We start from the raw sequence: 22,543 nt of genomic DNA, 5'->3' as shown, positions 1-22,543 counted from the left end.
TGTATAATGGGTCAGCGACTTACGTTTTGTAGCGAGGTTAAGCGAATAGCGGAGCCGTAGGGAAACCGAGTGTTAACTGCGCGTTTAGTTGCAAGGCGTAGACCCGAAACCCGGTGATCTAGCCATGGGCAGGTTGAAGGTTGAGTAACATCAACTGGAGGACCGAACCGACTAATGTTGAAAAATTAGCGGATGACTTGTGGCTGGGGGTGAAAGGCCAATCAAACCGGGAGATATCTGGTTCTCCTCGAAAGCTATTTAGGTAGCGCCTCGGACGAACACCTTTGGGGGTAGAGCACTGTTAAGGCTAGGGGGTCATCCCGACTTACCAACCCTTTGCAAACTCCGAATACCAAAGAGTGCTATCCGGGAGACAGACGGCGGGTGCTAACGTCCGTCGTCAAAAGGGAAACAACCCAGACCGTCAGCTAAGGTCCCAAAGTAATTGCTAAGTGGGAAACGATGTGGGAAGGCTTAGACAGCTAGGATGTTGGCTTAGAAGCAGCCATCATTTAAAGAAAGCGTAATAGCTCACTAGTCGAGTCGGCCTGCGCGGAAGATGTAACGGGGCTAAGCAATTCACCGAAGCTACGGGTGTACACGATAACGTGTACGCGGTAGAGGAGCGTTCTGTAAGCCGTTGAAGGTGAAGGGGTAACCCACACTGGAGGTATCAGAAGTGCGAATGCTGACATGAGTAACGATAAAGGGGGTGAAAAACCCCCTCGCCGAAAGACCAAGGGTTCCTGTCCAACGTTAATCGGGGCAGGGTGAGTCGACCCCTAAGGCGAGGCCGAAAGGCGTAGTCGATGGGAAACGGGTTAATATTCCCGTACTTCTGCTAACTGCGATGGAGAGACGGAGAAGGCTAGGCCAGCACGGCGTTGGTTGTCCGTGTTTAAGGTGGTAGGTAGTGTGCTTAGGCAAATCCGGGCACATATATACCGAGAGCTGATGACGAGGTGCTACGGCACTGAAGTGGTTGATGCCATGCTTCCAGGAAAATCTTCTAAGCTTCAGGTTAGCAGGAATCGTACCCCAAACCGACACAGGTGGTCGGGTAGAGAATACCAAGGCGCTTGAGAGAACTCGGCTGAAGGAACTAGGCAAAATGGTACCGTAACTTCGGGAGAAGGTACGCTGCTGGCGGTGATGGGACTTGCTCCTTAAGCTGCTGGCAGTCGCAGATACCAGGTGGCTGCAACTGTTTATCAAAAACACAGCACTGTGCAAACTCGCAAGAGGAAGTATACGGTGTGACGCCTGCCCGGTGCCGGAAGGTTAATTGATTGGGTTATCGCAAGAGAAGCTCATGATCGAAGCCCCGGTAAACGGCGGCCGTAACTATAACGGTCCTAAGGTAGCGAAATTCCTTGTCGGGTAAGTTCCGACCTGCACGAATGGCGTAATGATGGCCACGCTGTCTCCAGCCGAGACTCAGTGAAGTTGAAATTGCGGTGAAGATGCCGTATACCCGCGGCTAGACGGAAAGACCCCGTGAACCTTTACTATAGCTTGGCACTGAACATTGACCCTACATGTGTAGGATAGGTGGGAGACTTTGAAGCGGGAACGCCAGTTCTCGTGGAGTCAATCTTGAAATACCACCCTTGTAGTGTTGGTGTTCTAACCTCGGTCCATGAATCTGGACTAGGGACAGTGCCTGGTGGGTAGTTTGACTGGGGCGGTCTCCTCCCAAAGAGTAACGGAGGAGCACGAAGGTTGGCTAAACACGGTCGGACATCGTGTGGTTAGTGTAATGGCACAAGCCAGCTTAACTGCGAGACAGACACGTCGAGCAGGTACGAAAGTAGGTCATAGTGATCCGGTGGTTCTGTATGGAAGGGCCATCGCTCAACGGATAAAAGGTACTCCGGGGATAACAGGCTGATACCGCCCAAGAGTTCATATCGACGGCGGTGTTTGGCACCTCGATGTCGGCTCATCACATCCTGGGGCTGAAGTCGGTCCCAAGGGTATGGCTGTTCGCCATTTAAAGTGGTACGCGAGCTGGGTTCAGAACGTCGTGAGACAGTTCGGTCCCTATCTGCCGTGGGCGTTGGAAGATTGAGGGGGGTTGCTCCTAGTACGAGAGGACCGGAGTGAACGAACCGCTGGTGTTCGGGTTGTCATGCCAATGGCATTGCCCGGTAGCTACGTTCGGAATCGATAACCGCTGAAAGCATCTAAGCGGGAAGCGAGCCCCAAGATGAGTCTTCCCTTGGACCTTGAGTCCACTGAAGAGCCGTCCGAGACCAGGACGTTGATAGGCAGGGTGTGTAAGCGTTGTGAGGCGTTGAGCTAACCTGTACTAATGACTCGTGCGGCTTAACCATACAACCCAGATGGGTTTCAGATGGTGTAGATAGTCTTGAAGAAACCAGACTTGATTGAAGTGATAACTCAGGCTCGATAGAGCATCAGCTTTCTGAATTGCATGTTCTTGCCCAAAGGCGGGGACATAATGAATTTGTCTGGTGACAATAGCGCTCTGGTCCCACCTGATCCCATTCCGAACTCAGTAGTGAAACGGAGCAGCGCCGATGGTAGTGTGGGGTCTCCCCATGTGAGAGTAGGTCATTGCCAGACGCCTAATTTGGGCTTAGCCCAAAGGAGCGGTAGTTCAGTTGGTTAGAATACCGGCCTGTCACGCCGGGGGTCGCGGGTTCGAGTCCCGTCCGCTCCGCCAACTTACATGAAGCCTCGTCAGAAATGACGGGGCTTTTTTGTATTTATCGCTCCATAAAGTGCTGCGCACTTTGGGGCTCGACCACCAACTTAAGCCGAAAGCCTCTGCAAGCGCTTGCAAATAGGGATTTGAGGGCTCTTCGTTTCTGATTTCTTGCCATTGTCTCTGAACTCTCCCTCCGCCAACCGCTGTGCATCCCAGTTTGTCTGATTTTGCGTTCCGTCATCCGTCTGGCCGGGTTTGAATGTTACACTCGGGCTTTATTGAGATTTGTCGGGATAAGACAGTGGATCAGGAATACAGACTCGAACTGGTGAATTGGCTGACATCTATGGGCCTGCGGCCTGAAGATTCAGAAGGACTTTCCATGATTGCCTTGTTGGGGGCATCGCTCATCATTGCCGTTATCGCCTATCTGATAGTCCGCCGCGGGGTGGTAAAGGCGATGAACCTGGTGATCCAGCGCTCCAGCGTGACCTGGGATGATGTGTTCATGAATCATAAGGTGCTGGAAAAGCTCTCCATGCTGGTGCCTGTGATGGTGCTGGATTTGCTGTTGCCTATTGTGCTGGCCGAACACAAGTTGGCGGCGAATCTAGCTGATCGGCTGATCAATGTGGCTCTGGTGGTATTTCTTATCCGTGCCCTCTATTCGGCCCTCGATGCCCTGAATGACATTGCTGATGCCCGCGAGATAAGCCGCCGGTTGCCAATCAAGAGCGTGGTACAGCTGATAAAACTGTTCCTGTTCTTTGTGGGCGTCATCATAGGTATCTCGGTGCTGGCAGATCAGTCTCCGGTTATCTTTCTCTCCGGCTTGGGTGTGGCTACCGGTTTGGTGATGTTGGTGTTCAAGGACACGATTCTTGGCTTTGTCGCCGGTATTCAGCTTGCTGCCAACCGCATGGTGAGCAAGGGCGACTGGATCCAGATGGATAAATACGGTGCCGATGGTGCCGTGGAAGAAGTGTCGCTGACCACGGTGAAGGTGCGTAACTGGGATAACACCCTGACCATGATCCCAGCTTATGCGCTGGTGTCAGATGCGTTTCGTAACTGGCGTGGTATGTCTGAGTCTGGTGGCCGTCGCATTAAGCGGGCGCTGAACATCGATATCAACAGCATTCGCTTTCTCACAGAAGACGACAGAGCGCGGCTGGAGCGGATTAATCTGCTGAAGAAGTATTTACCTGAGAAGGTAACTGAAGTGACCGAAGCCAATGCGGACGTGGCCGATATGGACGTGATGGTCAATGGTCGGCGCCTAACCAACGTGGGCACCTTCAGGGCCTATTTAACCGAGTATTTGCGCCACCACGATAAAATTCACAAGGGTATGACCCTGATGGTGCGCCAGCTTGCGCCCACCACCGAAGGCTTGCCCATCGAACTTTATATCTTTACCAACGATACGCGCTGGGTGGTGTATGAAGGTATTCAGGCCGATATTTTCGACCACATCTTCGCCATCTTGCCAGAGTTCGATTTACGGGCGTTCCAAAACCCGACTGGCCAGGATATTCGCAGTATTCGCGCTAATTCTTAATAGCGAGTAAGGCTGCCAGGCTGACAAAGACACCGCCGCTGGTTCTGTCGAACCAGTGCAGGCGGTTGCTGGCACTGAGCTTGGGGGCCAGCATGCTGGCGAGACTGGCGTATATCATCACAAAACTGAAGTCGACCACCGCCCAGGTGCCAGCCAGAATGGCCAATTGTGGCCCCTGCGGCGCAGTCATATCGATAAATTGCGGAAACAGGGCTGCAAAGAACAGCAAGTCTTTCGGATTGCTGATCCCCACCAGAAACGCCTGTCTGAACAGGTCCGCACCTGTTCCTTTGCCTTTTGGCATTTCCAGCTTGATATCGCTTGGGTGAGCTTTGGTGAGCAGCAGTTTTATACCCAAATACAAAAGATAAGCCGCGCCGCACCATTTCAGTACTGTAAAGCCGTATTCGGTTGCGGCCAGCAGTGCGCCCAGCCCCGCTGCCGATGCCAACATCAGACACAGGGCGGCCAATACACTGCCCAGTGCGGTTGCCAGCGAGCGCTTTTTGCCAAAGTGCATGCCATGGGACATGGACAACATGGCCATGGGGCCCGGAGATATGGCGATCAGCAATATGGCGGCAAGATAGAGTAAAAAGGTGTCGGGACTCATGGGATTGTATACAAAAACAAGATTGGCCGAACTATAGCCAGTTCGGCCTGCTCAGGCAAAGACTAATTGTCTATTTGGTATGGCCGCGCTTATTTTTCGCTGGGCACATAATCGGGAATCGCCTTGGGAAAGCGGCCACGAATGCCACGATAGAACTCGATGATGCCATCCATATCGGCCTGCATATCGTCTGTGGTCGGCCTTGGGGCGGCTATCACTATCTTGCGCTCGGCAAAGTCCAGTCCCACGGTGACTATGGGCACACCTGCCTTTACGGCAATGTGGTAAAAGCCGGTTTTCCAGCGGCTAACATTGCTGCGGGTGCCTTCGGGGGCCAATGCCAGCTTGAATTGGCTGTCTTCTTCGAACAGGGCGCTTACTGCATCCACCAGATTGTTGTTTTTGCGCCTGTCGACCGGACTGCCGCCAATGGCGCGGAAAAACCAGCCCCAGGGGGGAATAAACAGCTGATGCTTGCCCAAAAAGCGGATACGCTCGCCCAGGGCGCCACGGGCCATCACGCCCACGATAAAGTCCCAGTTGCTGGTGTGAGGCGCGACAGTGATGATGTAACTGGGCAGGGCGGGTAAGTCGCCCTCAAAGCGCCAGCCGGTGAGTTTCATCAGCAGGCGACAAAATGCTTTAAACATGAGTCTCGATTTTTGTTGTTGGTTTATTTGAGGATTCTAGCCTTAATCGTCCCGGGTTGCCTCTGTTTCTACTGTGATGCGGTTTGCAGCTTAAAGCGCTGGGTTCCCAGGTTTCGGCCTTTGCCATCGTAACGCACTTCGGTAAAGCTGATATGGCCCTGAGTATCCTGCAGCATCAGGCTGGTCGAGCGGGTGCCGTATTCATCATGGCGGATGTAAATAGACGACAGACGCCGTTCCCATTCGAGGCTCACGCCCGTTTGTGGCAGGCGGGTATCTTCAGGGCGGGACTCATCCCGCATCATTTCCAGCAGCAGTGCTTCATCCGGCATTCCCGGAGCGCTGACCAGGGCTTCCAGTGCTTGCTGCCCTTTGGCCATCTTGGGCCAGACATCATCCATGGCGCCGTTGCTGATGGCGTGACAGCCGGGCGAGAGCTTCTCCAGACTGTGTTGCAGGCTGTTAAAGCAGTAAAAGGCCTGACCCGACCCAAATACCAGATTAAACGGGTTATAACTTGGCGCTTGTTTCTCAAGCCAGGGAATAAAGGCGTCATCGCCTGACAGGTATTTGGGGATAAGCTCGCCTCGACTTCGGCGATTGTCACTGTGATCGGCGGGGCTGCGGATATTGGTGAGTGCGGCGATACTGCCACTGCGATTCAGTCCAAGCCAGGTGCCGCCGGCCAGCAAGTCCTTGCCCGCCAGCAGGTTTTGCTCTGGTGGCCAAAAATGGGCGGGTTCGGTGGGCCTGTGGTGAAACTCGTCTCTGTTGGCACAGAGGATAAGCGGATAGTCGGGGTTAACCCCAATCGCCATAAACAGAATGCACATAGCAGCGCCGGTTGGTCGGTGATGTACTCAGCCTAACCATAGCCCGGCGTTTTGAACAGTCTGAAATCTCAGGACTGAGTGGGATCAGTGATGATGTCCGTGATGGCCGTGATCGTGATGATGCGGCTTGGGTAGGCGACCATGCCAGAGGCGGCGCAGAAACTTACGCGGCCCCAGGCGCAGCAAACTGGCGGCAAACAGCAGCGATACCAGTGTCAGTGCAGCTATTTCAATCTCGTGGGGCAGGTGCCACAGGGTTGCAGCTTCAGGGGCTAGTTGAGCGCCAACCAGCAGCAGGGCCGCCAGCAGTGCCAGGGCAGCTATTCGTAGCTTGATGCCCATTCCCGTCAGCTGACGAATGCTGAGCCATGGTGCGGCCAGGAGCGCCAGCAGCACCGCCGGGGCAGACCAGCCACTGTAGGCCAGCGACATCGCCAGTACAGTGCCGCCCAGATTACAAAAGCGCATCGGCAGCAATACCACCAACAGTACAGCCAGTTGCAACCAGGGGTTGGACAAGGGCACCGACGGATGACCAATCAGATTTGCCAGCACCAGACTGAGCAGCACCCAGGGAGCGCTGCGGTCAACCAAGTGGCTGAAACCAAAGCCAAGAGCATTGCCGGACTGCTTGCCGTGGGGATCCACAGGCACAATCCGCGCCTGGCTAAGCAGGGTGCCAATCAAAAAGAGTCCCAGTGCCTGCGCCAGTGCATACACAGGGCCAAGCATCCAGGCGGTGACCACCAGGGCCTCGGGGCCAGCGAGCCGCTGCAGCCAGGCGAGGGCCGGTTTGTCGGTGTCAGGGCGTATGCCCAGCTTAAAGCGCAATGCCGCCACGGCATAAGCCAGCAGCAGCGCGGGGGCCAATTGCATCAGCCAGTGCAGCAGTTGCTCGCTGCCATGATGGTGTTCGTGGGCATGACCACTGTCGGCCACCGCCAGCAGCACGAACAGCAGCACTATGCCCAGCAGGCTGCCGATCCCGGCCTGATATTCGTGGCTGTTATCGCCCGCATTGGGCTGGCCATGGGGCTGGTGCAGCACCACGTGCAGAATGGAGCCGGTCACAAAGGCTTGCAGGAAAACGGTATTTTCGAGGCTCAGTCGCTCGATGATTTGCTCGCCACCGAAGAAGCCAACGGCGGTCAGCATCATCATGCCCAGCAGAATAACCAGGGTCCAACGGGCGCCGATTTGTGGTTTAAGCAGCCACCAAATGGCCAGGCCCACCGGCAGTCGGTGCAGCACAACCCCAAGCGCCAGCAGCGCCGAGCCGCTTTCGTGGGTGGCCAGCACCATGGCACCACCATCGGTAATGGTGTGCAGCATCAGGCCGCCAATCCCCAGGATCAGTGTGAGGTTGTGGGTTAAATCGGAATAGCGATGGAACAGTTTTTCGCTGGCAGTGGGGCCCCAAAGCCCCAAAAACACAAACAGCAGCGACAGCAAACCGCCATGGGCCAGCAGTTCGGGTAGTATGTGGATCAGCACCAATCCGCCCAGCGAGACGAAGATAAAGCCGTCCAGCCCCTTCTGCAGCCCATTGCCGTTGGCAATCAGGCGATAACACAGAGGGCCCAGAAGAAGGGCGATGCAGCTGGCAAGCAGATAAAACATGAGGATCCGGTGCGATTTGAAAAACGCTGTAGTATACCAGTTGCGAGCTAAATGAGCAGTGCCCTGTCAGGAATTTACTGTTGCTGGTTCAAGTGGCGGTGTCACTCGCCATAAATGTTAAATTTCCAAGTGAGTTTCGCTGAAACACAGTACAATATTCAAAGTTTTGGATTCGCCACCATAAGTATTCGCCATGGATATTCTTTCAGCCGCAGTGATGTTGTTTTTGATTATGGACCCCCTGGGCAACCTGCCCATTTTTGCGTCCATTTTGCGTCATATCGACCCGAAGAAGCGTCGTAAGGTGCTGATCCGCGAGCTGCTGTTCGCGCTGATCATCATGCTGATGTTCCTGTTTGCCGGCGAAGCTATCCTCAGCTTTCTGAATCTGCGCTCTGAGTCGGTCAGCATTGCCGGCGGTATCATTCTGTTTTTGATTGCCATCAAGATGATTTTCCCAAGCCCGGGTGGCGTCACAGGTCTGCCCGCCGGGGAAGAGCCCTTTATTGTGCCGATGGCGATTCCGCTGATGGCTGGTCCTTCTATTCTCGCTGCATTGATCCTGCTGGCCCACACCGACAGCAGCCGTATGCTGGATTGGACTATTGCACTGGTGTCTGCCTGGGCCGTAAGTGCCTTTATTTTGATGTTTTATAAGGGCTTTACCCGCATCCTCGGCGAAAAGGGCCTGACGGCGGTCGAGCGCTTGATGGGCATGGTGCTGGTGATGATTTCGGTACAAATGTTCCTCGATGGCGTAGCTAACTATCTGAATAAATCAGTAGGTTAAACGCCCATCCTCATAGCTTGGCAGGCGTTTTGGCTTGCCAAGCTTCCAACCGGGTGCGAATATCTGGATATTGTATCCATACCCTAAAAGCCCATGTCTGCTTGTCTCCTGCTTTGTGCTCTGGCCCTCCCCGGAACCGATCTGCTGCCCTATGAAGGCGTGCCCCGCGAGGCGGAGCGCCGCGATAACCGCGGTAACCTGTATTTGCCTGCGGTTTACACCGACCTTGGTGCCTGGCACGGCTACCATCAGGCAACCGACAGTGCCCGAGGCCGCTTTCCCGGGCCGATGATTATCGCCGAGGAATACAGCATTCATCTCGCCGATGCCATTGAAGTCTGGTCGGTGGCCGCCGATGGCGTGGCGCAGGCGCCCGAAACAGCCGCTTTCAGTTCCCGCAGCGAGCCCTGGGGCCTGTTTCAGCAGTTGCAGTGGCCGGTCGCCAGCTTAGCGCTGGAGCTTGAATACCTTGATAGCCGCACCGCCATCGCCACGACGCGCCTCACCAATACCTCCGATAAAAGCATTCAGTATCAGCTCAAGCGTGAAGGTGCCCCCTTTGCCGCGCACAAGGTGAGTCCACTGACCCATGCACCTGTGTTGGGCGCAGTTGAGGGCAGCCGCTCTGTGCAGTGGCCCATGGTGAGTGTGCGCGACACCTGGAATCTCCTGCTGAGTGATGCCAGTTTTCAGCTGGTATTTGAAGACAACCCTGAGCTTGAGTTGACCCCAAACAAGGGGTACACAGCGACCACATCCATTACGCTGGCGCCCGGAGAAACCAGGCAGTTTCGCACCGCCCACAGGTATTTTCACACCGACAAAGAGCGCACCGGCTGGCAGCTCGATTGGGGACGGGTAGATGCCGAATTGGCAGCGAATCATCAGCGCTGGCAGCAGCGCTTTGCCCGGCTCACTCCGGCAGGCGACCAGGCACTGGATGCCGTGGCTGCCAAGGCGCTGATGACGTTGGCGCATAACTGGCGTTCGGCCGCCGGTGCCATCAAGCGCGATGCCATTACGCCTTCTTATTCGTACAAGTGGTTCAATGGCGTTTGGGCCTGGGACAGCTGGAAACAGGCGGTGGCGCTGGCACGGTTTGACAGCGGGCTTGCCAAGTCTAACGTCGAAGCCATGTTTGATTACCAGTTTGGTGCCGGCGATCCCATCAGGCCACAGGATGCAGGCAGTCTGCCCGATGCGATTTTTTATAACCCCAGCCCCGACAGAGGCGGCGATGGTGGCAACTGGAATGAGCGCAATGGAAAGCCACCTTTGTCGGCCTGGGCCGTTTGGGAGATTAACAATCAAGCCCCAGACAAAGACTTTGTAAAGCGTATGTACCCAAAACTGCGGGCATACCATCAGTGGTGGTATCGCAACCGCGACCATAACCGCAATGGCCTGGCGGAATATGGCGCCAATGTGCATCCGGCCCATATGAAAGACGGCAAGGCCGATCGCGAAGCGATTGTGCAGGCGGCAGCCTGGGAGTCGGGGATGGATAATGCTCCCCGTTTTGATGACCGATCTGGCCTGCAAGTGCTTGAGAACCGCGATGCAAAGGGCAATTTGCTTGGCTATTCCCTGAGCCAGGAGAGTGTGGATCTCAACGCCTATCTGTTTGCCGAGAAACACTATTTGGCCAAGCTTGCCGATAGTTTGGGAATGGCTGAAGAAGCCCAGCACTGGCGCGATCAGGCAAGCGTGCTGGGCGAGCAAATTCGTCAGCTGATGTGGGATGAAGACAGCGGCTTTTTCTACGATATCGACAGCGAGTCAGGTAAGCCTCTGATCCAGGCCGGCAAAGGTGTGGAAGGCTGGATCCCGCTGTGGGCCGGTGTTGCCAGTCAGGCGCAGGCCAAGCGGCAAATTGCCGCCCAGCTGGGCGAAGACAGCTTCGGCACCTATATTCCGTTTCCAACGGTCAGCAAGGATAACCCCCATTTCGATGCCAGACATTACTGGCGCGGCCCTGTGTGGCTGGATCAGCTGTATTTTGCCCTCGAAGGCCTCGACAGGTACGGCGAACGGGATAAAGCCATCGCGCTTTCGAAGGCGCTGTATCAGCGTGGCATCGGCATTATGGGCACGGCGCTTATCCACGAAAACTACCACCCACTGACCGGCGAGCCGCTGCACGCCACCAACTTCAGTTGGTCGGCGTCGGTGTTGCTGCTGATTCATCAGCGCTGGCTCAGCGGCCCCAAGCCGTAAAAATTTGCTGAACCCGGCCTGAACACCTTGCAGATACCGGTGTAGCAGCATTGAGACAGCAAAAGACTGCTGTTAATGTTCTGTTCCCGGGCTGTTGCATCTTTTGGATGATGCCCGGAGCGCGGAAAGCACAGCGCAGCTTCTCCCGCAGGCTACACTTGAGTGATGCTCAGAAATCCCGAGCGGTAAGTAAGAACCAACCACAGAGAATTGGTTCGAAGGAAGGTTTAGATGGTCAAGACATTCAATATCCCCAAGCTGAGTGCGCTGGGGATCCTGCTGGCATTAACTGCCGGCAACACCTTTGCGGCCCCGGTGGCCGGCACCCCGGCTGACAGCGGGGTTATCAACAAAGAGCGGGTACTTTACTGGCTTATCAAGCGCGGCGAAGTAGCGGCAGACGCCAGTGAGGCCGAAAAGGCCGAAGCGGTGGAAGCCTTCATCGGCCGTGCCCGCAGCCAGACACCGGCAATTGTCGAGCAGCAGATCCGCGAGCAGAGCCAGTTAACCCAGGCTCGTCAGCGCCAAAAAGCACGTTCATCGCTGCAGGCAGTAGCAGATGCCGACGTGACCAAAACCGTTAAGGTCTTGGGCGTACTTGTGGACTTTCCTGATTTGCCCCACGATAACAACGGCCTGGTTGCCGGTGATACCGACATGTATTACAGCAGTTATCCGGTGGCCCATTATCAGGATTTGCTGTTTTCCACCACGGGCTTTAACGGCCCCTCGAATCAGAATCTGATCTCCGGTTATCAATACTTCCAGCAGGCATCCGGCCAGTCTTTCTTCTTCACTGGCGCTGTGCGCGACTGGGTGCGGGCCGACAATAACGCGGCTTACTATGGCGGCAACGATCCGGCCAACGAGGATAACGATAAAGCCGTGCCTGAACTGGTGCTCGAAGCCGTTACCAAGGCGGTTGCCGGTATGAGTGCGGCCGAGCTTGCCAGCTACGACATCGAAGATCCTTACGATGTGGATGGCGACGGCAATCTCGATGAAGCCGATGGCATTATCGACCACATCATGCTGTTCCACTCCAGCATTGGCGAAGAAGCCGGTGGCGGTAAGCTTGGCGACGATGCCATTTGGTCACATCGCTTCTTCCTTAGCAGCGACACCCAGGGCAAGTATGGTAAAGCCGTTACCGGCACCAGCCTGCGTGCATATGGCTACACGGTGCAGCCCATTGATGCGGCTGCCGGGGTGTGTACCCACGAGTTTGGCCACGATCTTGGCTTGCCTGACGAATATGACTATGACAACAGCGGCGACGGCTCTCCCGTTGGCAGTTGGTCTTTGATGTCCGGCGGCAGCTGGACTGGTACAGTTGCGGGCTCTGAGCCCGTTGGCTTCAGCCCCTATGCCCGCTCTTATCTGCAAAAAGCCTACAAGGGTAAGTGGGTGAATGAGCAGCAGGTGGATTTTGACAGCCTCAATGCCTCGGGAATGGAATACACCCTGGTTGAAGGTGTGAATGCCAACGGCGTAAACCAGCTGTCGCTGAAGGTGCCGCTGGCCAATGTGCCGTTCAAGGCCCCTTACGCCGGTGATTATCAGTACTATTCCAGCCAGGGCAACAACCTCAATAACGCCATGTCGTTCAACATCGACTTGCCTGCGGCGGCGTCTTTGACCCTGAAGATGTACGCCCATTGGCAAATTGAAGACGACTACGACTATATGCAGGTGCAGGTGGATGGAACCCCCATTCCCGGCAACAACACCCAGGCAACCAGTTACTACTCCCATGGTACCCATGTGATTACCGGTAGCTCCAACGGCGCCTGGGTCGAGCTGACCTACGATCTGAGCGCCTATGCCGGTATGAGCAAGCAAATCAGCATTGTATATCGCACCGATGAGTTTGAAGGCGGCTATGGTATCGCCATCGACAACCTCAGTGTGGTGTCGGGCACTGCTACCCTGTACAGCGATGATGCCGAAACCGATGGCAAGATGACCCTGGCCGGTTTCAGCCGTATCGACGATACCCGTCCGGGCGAAGAGCAGCGGTATCTGATCCAGCTGCGCAGCCACAACGGTATCGACAAAGGGTTGGCAAGCCACAACTACGACCCGGGTGTGGTGGTGTGGTTCGAGAACTTCAACTTCACTGACAACAACACCACCAAGCATCCGGGTGAAGGCCTGATTGGAGTGGTGGATGCTGACCAGAACCTGATTGGTAACTATGGCACCGACGTGCAAATCCGCGATGCGGCATTCAGCACCCGCCAGCAAACGCCTTACACCCAGGATCAGCACTTAAGCCCTGTGAGCCTGTTCGATGACTCGCTGGATTATAGCGCGCCGCTTAAGCCTCAGGCTGGTATCAAACTGCCCAAGCTGGGCTTGACCATGGAAGTGCTGGAGCTGGCGAGCGATAACAGCAGTGCCCGTGTGCGCATCAAGAAACATGATGGCAGCACCACAGAGCCAGCGGCTCTGACGGCAGATATTGGTGTGTCATTCAGTGGCGCCTCCGCAAGCTTTACCAGCAACGCCGCCGGTGGAGATGGCAGCTACAGCTACGCCTGGAACTTCGGCGTGGCCAATGCCACCTCGACAGTGGCTAACCCCAGCTACACCTACGGCAGCAGCGGTGATTACACAGTTACTCTTACAGTGACCGACGGTGCCGGTGCCAGTGTCAGCGACACCCAGCAGGTATCGGTATCGGCGCCGCTGGTGGCCAGCTTCAACCAGAGCGTGAGCCAGCTCAGCGTGACCTTCACCAATGCCAGCAGTGGCGGTGATGGCAACCTGAGTTACAGCTGGAGTTTTGGTGACGGCCAAACCAGCACAGCCGCCGCCCCAAGCCACACCTACGCGGCAGCGGGCAGTTACACTGTGACTCTGACCGTGACCGACGGCAAGGGCGTCACTGCGAGCCAAAGCCGTACCGTGAGCGTGACCGCGCCCGTTACCCCAACCGAGGGTAACAGCAGTGGCGGAGGCGGTGGTGGCAGCCTGGGTTGGCTGGCGCTGCTGGCACTGGGCTTTGCTGGTGTTGCACGTCGCCGCTGAAATTAAGCCTTAACAAAAAAAACGCCCCTTTATGGGGCGTTTTTTATGGGCTGATTTGCTGGGTTTTTATAGCACTTGGCGCCAGCTGCCATCAATTTTACTCTGCTCGGTTCAATCGCGTTTACGGCGGTAGTGGCTCTTCACCATGGCATCCAGCAGCACCTGAGTACTGAGATGTTCAAAGTTCTGCGCCGATGCCAATTCAGCAAACAGCGGCGTGCCGCCACCGAGCACAATTGGCAGGCGGGTGATGATAAGCTCATCAATCAGATTGGCCGCCATAAAGCTCTGAACAGTTTTGCCGCCGTCAATGTAAAGCTGCTGAAAACCACGTCCATTGAGCATGGCGACCAACGAAGCCAGGTCGCCGCTGACGAGTTCCGCTTTGTCTGCGTGGCTTGGCGGGATCTCACCCAGGCTGTTACTGAGCACGAATACCGGCACCGGGTAGGGCCAGTCCACATCGAAACTGCACACTGTCTCGAAGGTGGTGCGTCCCATTACTATGGCGTCTATGCCTGCTAAAAATTCACTCCAGCCAAAATCGAGACCATCGGGATTGGGAATAGCGTGCAGCCAATCCAGACCGCCATGTTTATCGGCAATAAAACCGTCGAGACTGGTTGCGATATAAACGATATTGGCCATCTGCACGCTCCGTGATCACTGGTTGCAGAGGATGATGTCCATTGCCGCAGGCAGGAATATTTCGCTCACGGTCAGCTCTTCACCTTCGCAGCCGAAGTAGCGCCGACGGCCCCATAATCGACCTTGGACATTTTGTCCCAGGCTGGCAGCAAGGCTCGCCAGGGTGCCGCAGGATTGGAAACCGGCCACTTCGATGCGCCCCGGAGTAAAGTGGTCGCTGGAGAATAACAGTTCGCCCAATGGACGGTCGCCAAGGCCGGTGAGCTCATCGCCGCAGCGCGCCAGTAACGACTCGGGCACCAGGGTGCGGGCAAATACCCAGGGGATGCCATCGAGGATAAGCAACACTTCGCGCACCCAGGCCTGGGGCAACTGGCTCTCGTGCGGGGCGGTTTGCAGCAGGGCTTCACCCAGCACTTTTACTTCAAAATGGCGGCAATGGGACTTGAGTTTGGCGGTCAGACTACCGGTGGCCAACAGCCATTCGGTCAGGGGCGTGGCGGGCAGGGCCTCAAGGTCGTCCGGGGCAAACCAGCGGATGGATTCACCGTAAGGAAAACTGAGACTGGTCACACTCATGGGTTGCTCGCTACAATAGAAAAGTACAACGGCCCAAGTCTATCATGTTGATGTGGCTGTCGATAGTTGGCGACCGGACGCATATCCGTTCACAAGGAGTTCAGGTTTTGATGAAACAGATACTGACACTGGCATTAGTAGTGCTGTCACTGGGCATGCCCGCGTGGGGCGAAGAAGAGAAAAAGCTGGAAGAATACGCCTACTACGGCTTCGAACCTGAAATCGTCACCAACTATATTTCCAACCGCAAAAAGCTGGGCTTTGTGCGGATCAGCGTTGAGTTGATGGTGAAAAATCCGGACGACCTTATTCAGCTTGAGCGCCACGATCCGTTGCTGCGCGCCGCCATTATTGAGATCCTCGGCAACCAGCCGGAAGAAAAGGTGAAATCCCTTACCGGCCGCGAAGAAATTCGCCGCGAATGCTACGATGCCGTCAATCGCCTGATTGAAGCTGAAACGGGCAAGGCATTGATAGTTAACTTGCTGTTTACCCGATATCTTTACGACTGATTGCTGCAAACGGCGCCATCGGGCGCCGTTTTTCCTGCCCATGAAACCCAAACAAACCCAAGGCAAGGGGCTTCACCCCGATAACGCCCACCGTGATGGTTATGACTTTGGCGCGCTGGTGGCAAGCTTCCCGCCGCTGAAAGCCTTTGTGCGCCCCAATGCTTATGGCAATCCCTCAATCGACTTTGCCCGCCCTGAGGCGGTGAAGGCGCTAAACTGCGCGCTGCTCAAGCACCACTATGGCATTCAGGGCTGGGATATTCCCAAGGGCTTTTTATGTCCGCCGATACCGGGACGGGTGGATTATCTGCATCACCTGGAAGGCTTGCTGGCACAAACCCCGGCTGCTGAGGGCTTGCCTGTGCTCGATATCGGCACCGGCGCCAATGGCATTTATGCGCTGTTGGCGGCGAGCCGTTTTGGCCGCAACGTAGTGGCTACCGATATAGCCAAGGCGTCGCTGGCCAATGTGGCTAAGGTGCTTGCCGCCAATCCGCTGCTCAACGCGCGGGTGAGTTTGCGACATCAGGCTAACCCCAAGCGTATTTTCGCCGGGGTGGTGACGGATGAAGAGCGCTTTGCCGCTTGTGTCTGTAATCCGCCTTTTCATGCCAGCGCCGACGATGCTGCAGGTGGCAGTCGCAAAAAGTTGGCCGGGCTTGCCAAAAGCCGTGGCAAGCAGACTGGCAGCACCGATAAGGCCGGGGCGCCGCGGCTGAATTTCGGTGGCCAGGATGCCGAGCTTTGGTGCGATGGTGGTGAGCTGCGTTTCTTACTGCGGATGATTGAAGAGAGCGCCAGGCGGCCGAAATTGTGTCTCTGGTTCAGCTCATTGGTGTCCAAGGGGGAGAATGTGCGCCCCTGCAAGCGCCAACTGCAAAAGCTGGGCGCCGCCGAGGTGAAAGTATTGGAGATGCACCAGGCGATGAAGATCACCCGGGTGTTGACCTGGCGCTTCGATTGAAAACAAAACAGGGGCTATTGCCCCTGTGACCACAAGAGTTGTCCGGCGCCACTGAGGTCGTAACCGCCCAGCATGGCCGCCACCTGGCGGGTATCCGGGGCGGCGAGCATGCCCAGCAGCTGCTGCAGCTGCCGTCTGAAATAAATGCCCTGAGACATCACAAAGTCAAACGACTCGGTCAGCAGCGGCACAAAGGCAAGGCCGCTCTCGCGGGCCACCGCCTGACAACCAAAGCCTATATCCGCATCGCCTCTGGCGATATAGCCCGCCAGCTCGCGCTCGCTGAAGGCGGTAAAGCGCACATCCAAGTCGGTTATGCTGCTGCCCTGAGACACCAGCCAGTGCTCCAGATGTTGTTGACTGCCGGCGCCAGTCTGGCGTCTGACCCAGCGCAGTGGCTGGGCAATAATTTCGCTTTGCTGCTGCACTCTGTGGTGCAGGTCGGGGCGGACAATCAGCCCCTGCTGGCGCTTGTAGCCATGTACCAGAATCCATTGCTGGTGGTTTTGATAGCCCTTCAGCAGCCCGGTGTGGCGAATGTTGCGCTCATCGAAACTGCCCCAGTGCAGGGTGCAGACATCGGCATAGCCCTTGGCCAGCAGCTCCAGCCCCAACCGGGAGCCGGTGGCGCTGTAGCTCACCAGTTCGCGGCTGCCGATTTTTCCCATGAGCCTGGCAACCAGCATCGACAGCAGCGGGTCGTCACTGCCGCTGATAATCAAGCGGTCGGTCAGCATGCCGCTGTGGCAGGAATCCATGACCCAGCGGTCAATAAGCACTTTTGGAAACAACCACTTGCCCGTTACTTTGGTGGCGGGAAGAATGCGGTCGTTGGCCATGGCGTAAACTTTCTTCTCATTGAGATCCAGATACTCGGCCACCTGTTTGGCGCTCATGTACACCAGTTGTGCTTCGTCGGTCATCGTCCTTGTTATCCCTTCGCCATATCGAATTGAATGTTATCGGCGCCGTTGTACACCAAAAAGTGTCTGCCCTTGGCGCGGGCAATCATGGTGATGCCCAGCTGCTGGGCCAGCTCCAGCCCCATTTGGGTCACGCCGCTGCGGGACAGCAGCACCGGAATGCCCATCTTGGCCACCTTAATCACCATCTCTGAAGTGAGCCTGCCTGTGGTGTAGAAAATCTTGTCGCCGCCGGTTTCGCCCTTAAGCCACATCTCGCCCGCCAGGGTATCCACGGCGTTGTGGCGGCCCACGTCTTCGACGAAGGAGAGTATTTCCTCGCCTTCGCACAGGCCGCAGCCGTGCACGGCGCCGGCGTTCTTGTAGGTCTCGTTGTAGTCGTTGATATTGCGCAGCAGCCCGTAAAGGGTGCTCTGTTTAAGGCTGGGAACCGGCAGATGGATGTCATCGAGTCCGGCCATCAAATCGCCGTAAACCGTGCCCTGACCGCAGCCAGTGGTGACGGTTTTCTCAGACAGTTTCTTATCCAGATCCTCGGTAACTTCTTCGGTGATCAGCGCCGCTGAGTTCACCTCCCAATCGACAATGACCGACTCGAGAAGGGTTAAATCTTTAATAAACCCCTGATTTTTCATGTACCCCAGCGCCAATGCTTCGGGGCGGGCCCCCAATGTCATCAGGGTCACTATCGGGCGCCAGTTCAGATACAAAGTCAGCGGCCGTTCGCAGGCAATCTGCTTATCGAGCACGGCGCCGGTTTCATCCACGGCGGTCACCCCTATGGTCAATGGGGCTTCGGCAGCGGTTTTGATAAAGCGGGTGTGGGGTTTTTCGGCCGTCATGGCAAACCTCGTTGGAGAACCTGACAAGGTCTTAGCAAGTATCGTACCCGGCGACGAAAGTGTGATCCCGACCGGGGCTTTTCCGAGCTTTTGCACTCGCTGGTGGGCGTTCTGTCCCACCCGGAAAAGCAGGTGGGACAAATTGTCCTATAATCAGCAGGGTTTTGATGATCCAGTTCAAACTTCTCCGGCCCTGCGGCTGGCACCCTTCTTGCAGTCTGGGTGTAGAGACCTGGCCGGGGCAGTGCCGCTCCCGGTCGTAATCCCAAGAGGATGAGAGAAGATGCAACACACTCAAAGCGTTTGGCCCATGTATGTGTCGCTCAGGAAAGTACAAAAACAGGTGGGGCGTTGGGCTTCCACCAGTTGGGAACTGGATCAGGTGGTGCCTGCCAGTCAGGGCCCGATTGAAGGCGCAACCCTGGTGCTGCTTGAGCTGTATCTGGATGAGCGCGCCAGCTATCGCCTGAATCTGGACATGGACAATCCCATGCTCTACGTCGTCTGCGATGAGCTGGAAGATGGTGCCTGGGTGCCCATGGCCATCAGTGCCGATCAGAACGTGGCCGCCGGATGCCTGGAAGGCGATACCCCGGTGCTCAATATGCCTATGCCCGAAGCCGTGGCTTGCTGGATTGAGGCCTTTATCACCCGCCATGGCGAGGTGGAAATCAGCGCCCATCGCCGCAAGCACGTTAACCGCCGCAAGGAGCTGGCCGAAGCGAACGCACGGAGGCCCTGATGAGCGATACCTCCCAGGGTTTTCTGAGTCGTTGGCAGGCGCGCCGCGAAGCGGTTACGGCCGAGCAAGCCGCTGAAGACGTCGAGCTGACGTCGGCGGCAGAGCAACCATTGCCTGAAAGCACGGATGCCGCAGAGGCCAGCGCAGAAACCGGAGCTGATGCCCAGCAGTCAGCCGTTGATGGCGCTGAAGAAGCCGAGCCGCTGCCCGATCCGGAAAATATCGAAGTGGGCGGCAGTTTTGCCCGCTTTATGTCCAACGATGTCGACCCCCTGACCCGCACCGCAGCGCTGCGCGCGCTGTGGAAACAACCCCAGTACAACCACATAGATGGCTTGATTGAGTACGCCCTCGACTATTCCAACCAGCCCAAACTGAGCGTCGATGCTTCAATGGAGCTGGCCAAGAAGGTGTTTCGCCATGTCGTTGAATCCGCTACCGAAGAGGTGGAAGCAGAGGCGAGCGCCCTGGCAGCCACCACGGAGGACAATTTGCCTGAGGTCGCCGACGAGGTGTCCCAAAATGGCCAAGCAGAAGGAGACGAACCTCAGGGCCCTGTCGTTTAGGGTTAGTTTAGCCGAGTTTAATGTCCACAAATCTGGTATGTGAATTGCTGTATTTAAGCTGGTCAGCCGGCGCCAAGTAGCGCAAAACAAACAAAAAAACGGCGGCTCTTACGTACAGAAACAGCCAAAGAACTGTTCAGGAACGCAACGTGAGCATTAGTCAAACAACACACAGAGCCGGGCACAGTGAAATTCGCCGTCAGGTTCTTGCACAAACCCGCATACTCGGGAACCTCATTCCCCCGACGGTGAGCTATTCCACCGAGGGGCATGTTCTGATTGTCGGCGCCGAAGACATCGCCAGGCTTGCGGCCGGGCGTTTGTCCGCCATGGCGAGCCGGGTGATCCTGGCCACCGACGATATCACCAGCCAGGATGAAACCCATCTGGAGCAGGTGATGGCCGCCGCCCCCGAGGTCGAAAGCTTCTACAACAAACTGGTGTCCATCAAGGGCTTCCTCGGTCAGTTTCAGGTGACCGTGGAGCAAAATGGTACCCAGGCCGCGCTGTCCACTGTGGCCATTCGTCGTCCCCATTTCGACGTGGTACTGGACCTGTCCATCGAGCCTGCCATCAACCTCGAAATGCTGCCACCCGGCTATTTCCATGTGGGTCAGGATGGCGCCAAGCTTGAACAGGCGCTTGAGCAAATCCCTGATCTGGTGGGGCAGTTCGATAAGCCCCGCTACGTGAAGGTGAACGCCGACCTGTGCGCCCACAACCGCAACGGCCTCAGCGGCTGTACCCGTTGCCTCAATTTCTGTCCCGCCGATGCCATTCAGAGCGTGGAAAAGAAAATCGAGATTGACCCTTACCTGTGCCACGGCGCCGGCAGCTGCACCAACGCCTGCCCAACCGGTGCCATCAGCTACGACCTGCCCAATCCTCAGGCGCTGCACAGCTTCATTGGCAAGCTGGTGAGCCGCTTCCGCGAAGAAGCCCAGGAAGCTCCGGTCATCCTGTTCCACGACCAAAACCAGGGCCAGGCGCTGATTAACGATGAGCTGCCCGGTGAAGTGTTGCCGGTGGCGCTGGAAGAAATCACAGTGGCCTCGATGGACCACTGGTTGGCCGCGCTCGCCTGGGGTGCCCGCGAAGTGCTGGTGCTCAACACCCAGGCCACGGCGCCAACCCTCACTTCCATGCTCAAGGGCGAAATCGAGCTGGCCTGCCGCATTCTTAATGAAATGGGCCAGCCCGCCCGGGTTCGTTTGATTGATGAAGCTGAATTGGCCGCGCTGACGCCAGCGCTCGATATCAGCCTCGATTGGCCGGTTATCGTGCCTGCGGCCTTTGGCGCCACCACCAAGCGCGAAACCCTGTACGCCGCCATCGATCATCTCAATGCCCAGGCCGCTGGCGTGACCACGGTTGTACCCATGGGCAATGTGCCCTTTGGTCAGGTGAAAGTCGCAGAGGCGAACTGCACCTTGTGTATGTCCTGTGTGGCCATTTGCCCCACAGCAGCACTGACCGACGGCGGCGATGAGCCCAAGCTACTGTTTACCGAGCAAAACTGTGTGCAGTGTGGCCTCTGTGAAGCCGCCTGCCCCGAGAAGGTCATCAGCCTCAGTGCCCAGGTGAACTTCGACCCCGAAAGCCGTAAGGCCGCCAGGGTGCTCAAGGAAGAAAAACCATTCGAGTGTGTGCGCTGCGGCGCGCCCTTTGCGACCCAATCCATGGTGCACCGGATGCTGGATATGGTCGGCATGCACTCGGCATTTGCTGCCAACATCGAGCGACTCAAGATGTGTGGCGATTGCCGTGTGAAAGACATGTTTGAAGACATTCTTCAAGATCCGGAAAAGCAACTGAGGTAAGAGACGCGCTATGACCCAAGCCATTCGACAAGTATCAGAAAACGATCAGTTCCGGGCCGATATCTACCAGTTGTTGGCGGCCTTGCTGCGCCGCGCGCCTTCTGCCGAGCTGCTGGCCTTTTTGCAGGCGCTGGAAGTTGACGTGGATGAAGACAACGACATGACCCGCGCCTGGGCGGCACTGAAGCTGGCCGCTGGCCAGTTCAGCCCCGAGCAGCTGGAAGACGAGTATTTCACCCTGTTCCTCGGGGTCGGTTGCGGCGAAATCCTGCCCTACGGCAGCTGGTTTATGACAGGTTCGCTGATGGACACGCCGCTGGCGCTCCTGCGTCAGGATCTGGCCCAAATGGGCTTTGAGCGCGAAGAAAACGTCAAGGAGCCGGAAGATCACGTGGCTGCCCTGTGCGAAGTGATGGGCGTGCTCATCCTCGAAGCGCCGGGCTATCGCCAGCTGGCCTTCTACCAGCGCCATATCGGCAGCTGGATTAACCGCTTCTGCGACGCCGTAGCCAAGGCACCCAGCGCCGCGTTTTACGGCACTGTGGCCCAGCTTGCCAAGGCGTTCTTTGCCGTGGAAGCCAATGAGTTTGAACAACTGAGTCTGGACATTCCGGTGAATTGCCCGGGCTCGGCCGATATTGCCCCAGCCAGTCAGGAAACCGTTGAGGTTCACTGAGGGTTAACAGTAAACAGGCGGCTTCGGCCGCCAACCAAACAGCCGGCGTTGGCCGGATTTGATAACAACAAGGAGACAACATGAAGAAGCCAGCTTCCGAAATGAGTCGTCGTGAACTGCTTAAGGCGCTTGCCATTGGCGGTGGTGCGGTTGCCGCAGCCACTGTAGCCGGTAGTGCCGCTGCTGCAGCCCCAACCGAGGCCGCGCCAGAAGAGCAAAGCGATAAGTACCGCGAGACAGAACATATCCGCAATTACTACGCCACCCTGCGCAACTGAGC

The 22,543-nt window shown here is 56.6% G+C and carries 19 protein-coding genes, 1 tRNA gene and 2 rRNA genes (1 of these 22 only partly in view); 14 read left to right on the top strand and 8 right to left on the bottom strand.

The window, feature by feature from the left end; translation table 11 throughout:
• From STH12_RS17985 to STH12_RS17970, 4 genes are all read left to right on the top strand, one after another.
• A 23S ribosomal RNA gene (locus STH12_RS17985) occupies nucleotides 1-2,336 on the top strand; it begins 558 nt to the left of the window's first position.
• A gap of 137 nt (nucleotides 2,337-2,473) precedes the next feature.
• Nucleotides 2,474-2,589, top strand: a 5S ribosomal RNA gene (gene rrf, locus STH12_RS17980).
• 23 nt (nucleotides 2,590-2,612) lie between these two features.
• A tRNA-Asp gene (locus STH12_RS17975) sits at nucleotides 2,613-2,689 on the top strand.
• A 331-nt stretch (nucleotides 2,690-3,020) separates the two neighbouring features.
• Entirely contained in the window at nucleotides 3,021-4,235 is a 1,215-nt protein-coding gene (locus STH12_RS17970; RefSeq protein ID WP_418856631.1) for a mechanosensitive ion channel family protein, read from the top strand.
• Here STH12_RS17970 and STH12_RS17965 read toward each other — a convergent pair.
• The 4 genes from STH12_RS17965 to STH12_RS17950 all read right to left on the bottom strand — a co-directional run bounded on the left by STH12_RS17965 (nucleotide 4,225) and on the right by STH12_RS17950 (nucleotide 7,951).
• Nucleotides 4,225-4,848, bottom strand: coding sequence for a LysE family translocator (locus STH12_RS17965; protein WP_126168828.1), 624 nt, complete (start codon nucleotides 4,846-4,848; stop codon nucleotides 4,225-4,227). The two genes, STH12_RS17970 and STH12_RS17965, sit on opposite strands and share 11 nt — an antisense overlap.
• Nucleotides 4,849-4,937: 89 nt before the next feature.
• On the bottom strand, nucleotides 4,938-5,498 hold the full coding sequence (locus tag STH12_RS17960) for a lysophospholipid acyltransferase family protein (RefSeq protein WP_126168827.1): 561 nt from the start codon (nucleotides 5,496-5,498) through the stop codon (nucleotides 4,938-4,940).
• A 68-nt stretch (nucleotides 5,499-5,566) separates the two neighbouring features.
• On the bottom strand, nucleotides 5,567-6,331 hold the full coding sequence (locus tag STH12_RS17955) for an NRDE family protein (protein ID WP_126168826.1): 765 nt from the start codon (nucleotides 6,329-6,331) through the stop codon (nucleotides 5,567-5,569).
• 84 nt (nucleotides 6,332-6,415) lie between these two features.
• The gene (locus tag STH12_RS17950) at nucleotides 6,416-7,951 is read right to left on the bottom strand and encodes a ZIP family metal transporter (RefSeq protein ID WP_126168825.1); all 1,536 of its coding nucleotides are present in this window, start codon (nucleotides 7,949-7,951) and stop codon (nucleotides 6,416-6,418) included.
• 193 nt (nucleotides 7,952-8,144) lie between these two features.
• Between STH12_RS17950 and STH12_RS17945 the strand changes: the two genes are divergently transcribed.
• The 3 genes from STH12_RS17945 to STH12_RS17935 all read left to right on the top strand — a co-directional run bounded on the left by STH12_RS17945 (nucleotide 8,145) and on the right by STH12_RS17935 (nucleotide 13,991).
• A complete protein-coding gene (locus tag STH12_RS17945) occupies nucleotides 8,145-8,741 on the top strand; it encodes a YhgN family NAAT transporter (RefSeq protein WP_126168824.1) in 597 nt (198 codons plus the stop codon).
• 93 nt (nucleotides 8,742-8,834) lie between these two features.
• A complete protein-coding gene (locus tag STH12_RS17940; RefSeq protein ID WP_126168823.1) occupies nucleotides 8,835-10,958 on the top strand; it encodes an MGH1-like glycoside hydrolase domain-containing protein in 2,124 nt (707 codons plus the stop codon).
• A gap of 231 nt (nucleotides 10,959-11,189) precedes the next feature.
• Nucleotides 11,190-13,991 (top strand): immune inhibitor A domain-containing protein, encoded by a 2,802-nt coding sequence (locus tag STH12_RS17935; RefSeq protein WP_126168822.1) that lies wholly within the window; start codon nucleotides 11,190-11,192, stop codon nucleotides 13,989-13,991.
• A gap of 111 nt (nucleotides 13,992-14,102) precedes the next feature.
• Here the strand turns inward: STH12_RS17935 and STH12_RS17930 are convergent, their stop codons facing one another.
• Nucleotides 14,103-14,639 (bottom strand): dihydrofolate reductase family protein, encoded by a 537-nt coding sequence (locus STH12_RS17930; protein WP_126168821.1) that lies wholly within the window; start codon nucleotides 14,637-14,639, stop codon nucleotides 14,103-14,105.
• A 15-nt stretch (nucleotides 14,640-14,654) separates the two neighbouring features.
• Nucleotides 14,655-15,218, bottom strand: coding sequence for a chorismate--pyruvate lyase family protein (locus STH12_RS17925; protein ID WP_126168820.1), 564 nt, complete (start codon nucleotides 15,216-15,218; stop codon nucleotides 14,655-14,657).
• Nucleotides 15,219-15,373: 155 nt separating this feature from the next.
• On the opposite strand from STH12_RS17925, the gene STH12_RS17920 reads away from it, so the two are divergent.
• Together STH12_RS17920 and rlmF are read left to right on the top strand one after the other, a co-directional pair.
• Nucleotides 15,374-15,730 carry a flagellar basal body-associated protein FliL gene (locus STH12_RS17920; RefSeq protein ID WP_418856630.1) on the top strand — a complete coding sequence of 119 codons (357 nt, stop codon included), beginning with the start codon at nucleotides 15,374-15,376 and terminating at the stop codon, nucleotides 15,728-15,730.
• Nucleotides 15,731-15,770: 40 nt separating this feature from the next.
• Nucleotides 15,771-16,694 carry a 23S rRNA (adenine(1618)-N(6))-methyltransferase RlmF gene (gene rlmF / locus STH12_RS17915; protein ID WP_126168818.1) on the top strand — a complete coding sequence of 308 codons (924 nt, stop codon included), beginning with the start codon at nucleotides 15,771-15,773 and terminating at the stop codon, nucleotides 16,692-16,694.
• 14 nt (nucleotides 16,695-16,708) lie between these two features.
• Here rlmF and STH12_RS17910 read toward each other — a convergent pair whose 3' ends face one another.
• Together STH12_RS17910 and STH12_RS17905 are read right to left on the bottom strand one after the other, a co-directional pair.
• Nucleotides 16,709-17,617, bottom strand: coding sequence for a helix-turn-helix transcriptional regulator (locus STH12_RS17910; protein WP_126168817.1), 909 nt, complete (start codon nucleotides 17,615-17,617; stop codon nucleotides 16,709-16,711).
• Between the two features lie 8 nt (nucleotides 17,618-17,625).
• Nucleotides 17,626-18,459, bottom strand: a complete 834-nt coding sequence (locus STH12_RS17905; protein WP_126168816.1) for a formate dehydrogenase accessory sulfurtransferase FdhD — start codon at nucleotides 18,457-18,459, stop codon at nucleotides 17,626-17,628.
• 283 nt (nucleotides 18,460-18,742) lie between these two features.
• Between STH12_RS17905 and STH12_RS17900 the strand changes: the two genes are divergently transcribed.
• From STH12_RS17900 to STH12_RS17880, 5 genes are all read left to right on the top strand, one after another.
• Nucleotides 18,743-19,201 carry a DUF3305 domain-containing protein gene (locus tag STH12_RS17900; RefSeq protein ID WP_126168815.1) on the top strand — a complete coding sequence of 153 codons (459 nt, stop codon included), beginning with the start codon at nucleotides 18,743-18,745 and terminating at the stop codon, nucleotides 19,199-19,201.
• On the top strand, nucleotides 19,201-19,767 hold the full coding sequence (locus tag STH12_RS17895) for a DUF3306 domain-containing protein (RefSeq protein ID WP_126168814.1): 567 nt from the start codon (nucleotides 19,201-19,203) through the stop codon (nucleotides 19,765-19,767). Before STH12_RS17900 ends, STH12_RS17895 begins: the two co-directional genes overlap by 1 nt.
• 149 nt (nucleotides 19,768-19,916) lie before the next feature.
• Nucleotides 19,917-21,587 carry a 4Fe-4S dicluster domain-containing protein gene (locus STH12_RS17890; protein ID WP_237158662.1) on the top strand — a complete coding sequence of 557 codons (1,671 nt, stop codon included), beginning with the start codon at nucleotides 19,917-19,919 and terminating at the stop codon, nucleotides 21,585-21,587.
• Nucleotides 21,588-21,597: 10 nt separating this feature from the next.
• Complete coding sequence (locus tag STH12_RS17885; RefSeq protein WP_126168813.1) at nucleotides 21,598-22,263, top strand: TorD/DmsD family molecular chaperone; 666 nt, start codon at nucleotides 21,598-21,600, stop codon at nucleotides 22,261-22,263.
• Between the two features lie 80 nt (nucleotides 22,264-22,343).
• Nucleotides 22,344-22,541: a formate dehydrogenase gene (locus STH12_RS17880; RefSeq protein ID WP_126168812.1), complete on the top strand. Its 198-nt coding sequence runs from the start codon at nucleotides 22,344-22,346 to the stop codon at nucleotides 22,539-22,541.
• Nucleotides 22,542-22,543: the final 2 nt, after the last annotated feature.

This window comes from Shewanella khirikhana, from assembly GCF_003957745.1.
GTDB lineage: Bacteria > Pseudomonadota > Gammaproteobacteria > Enterobacterales > Shewanellaceae > Shewanella > Shewanella khirikhana.
The sequence above is the reverse complement of the archived record's forward strand: the minus strand, read 5'-3'. Positions and strand labels throughout refer to the sequence as shown.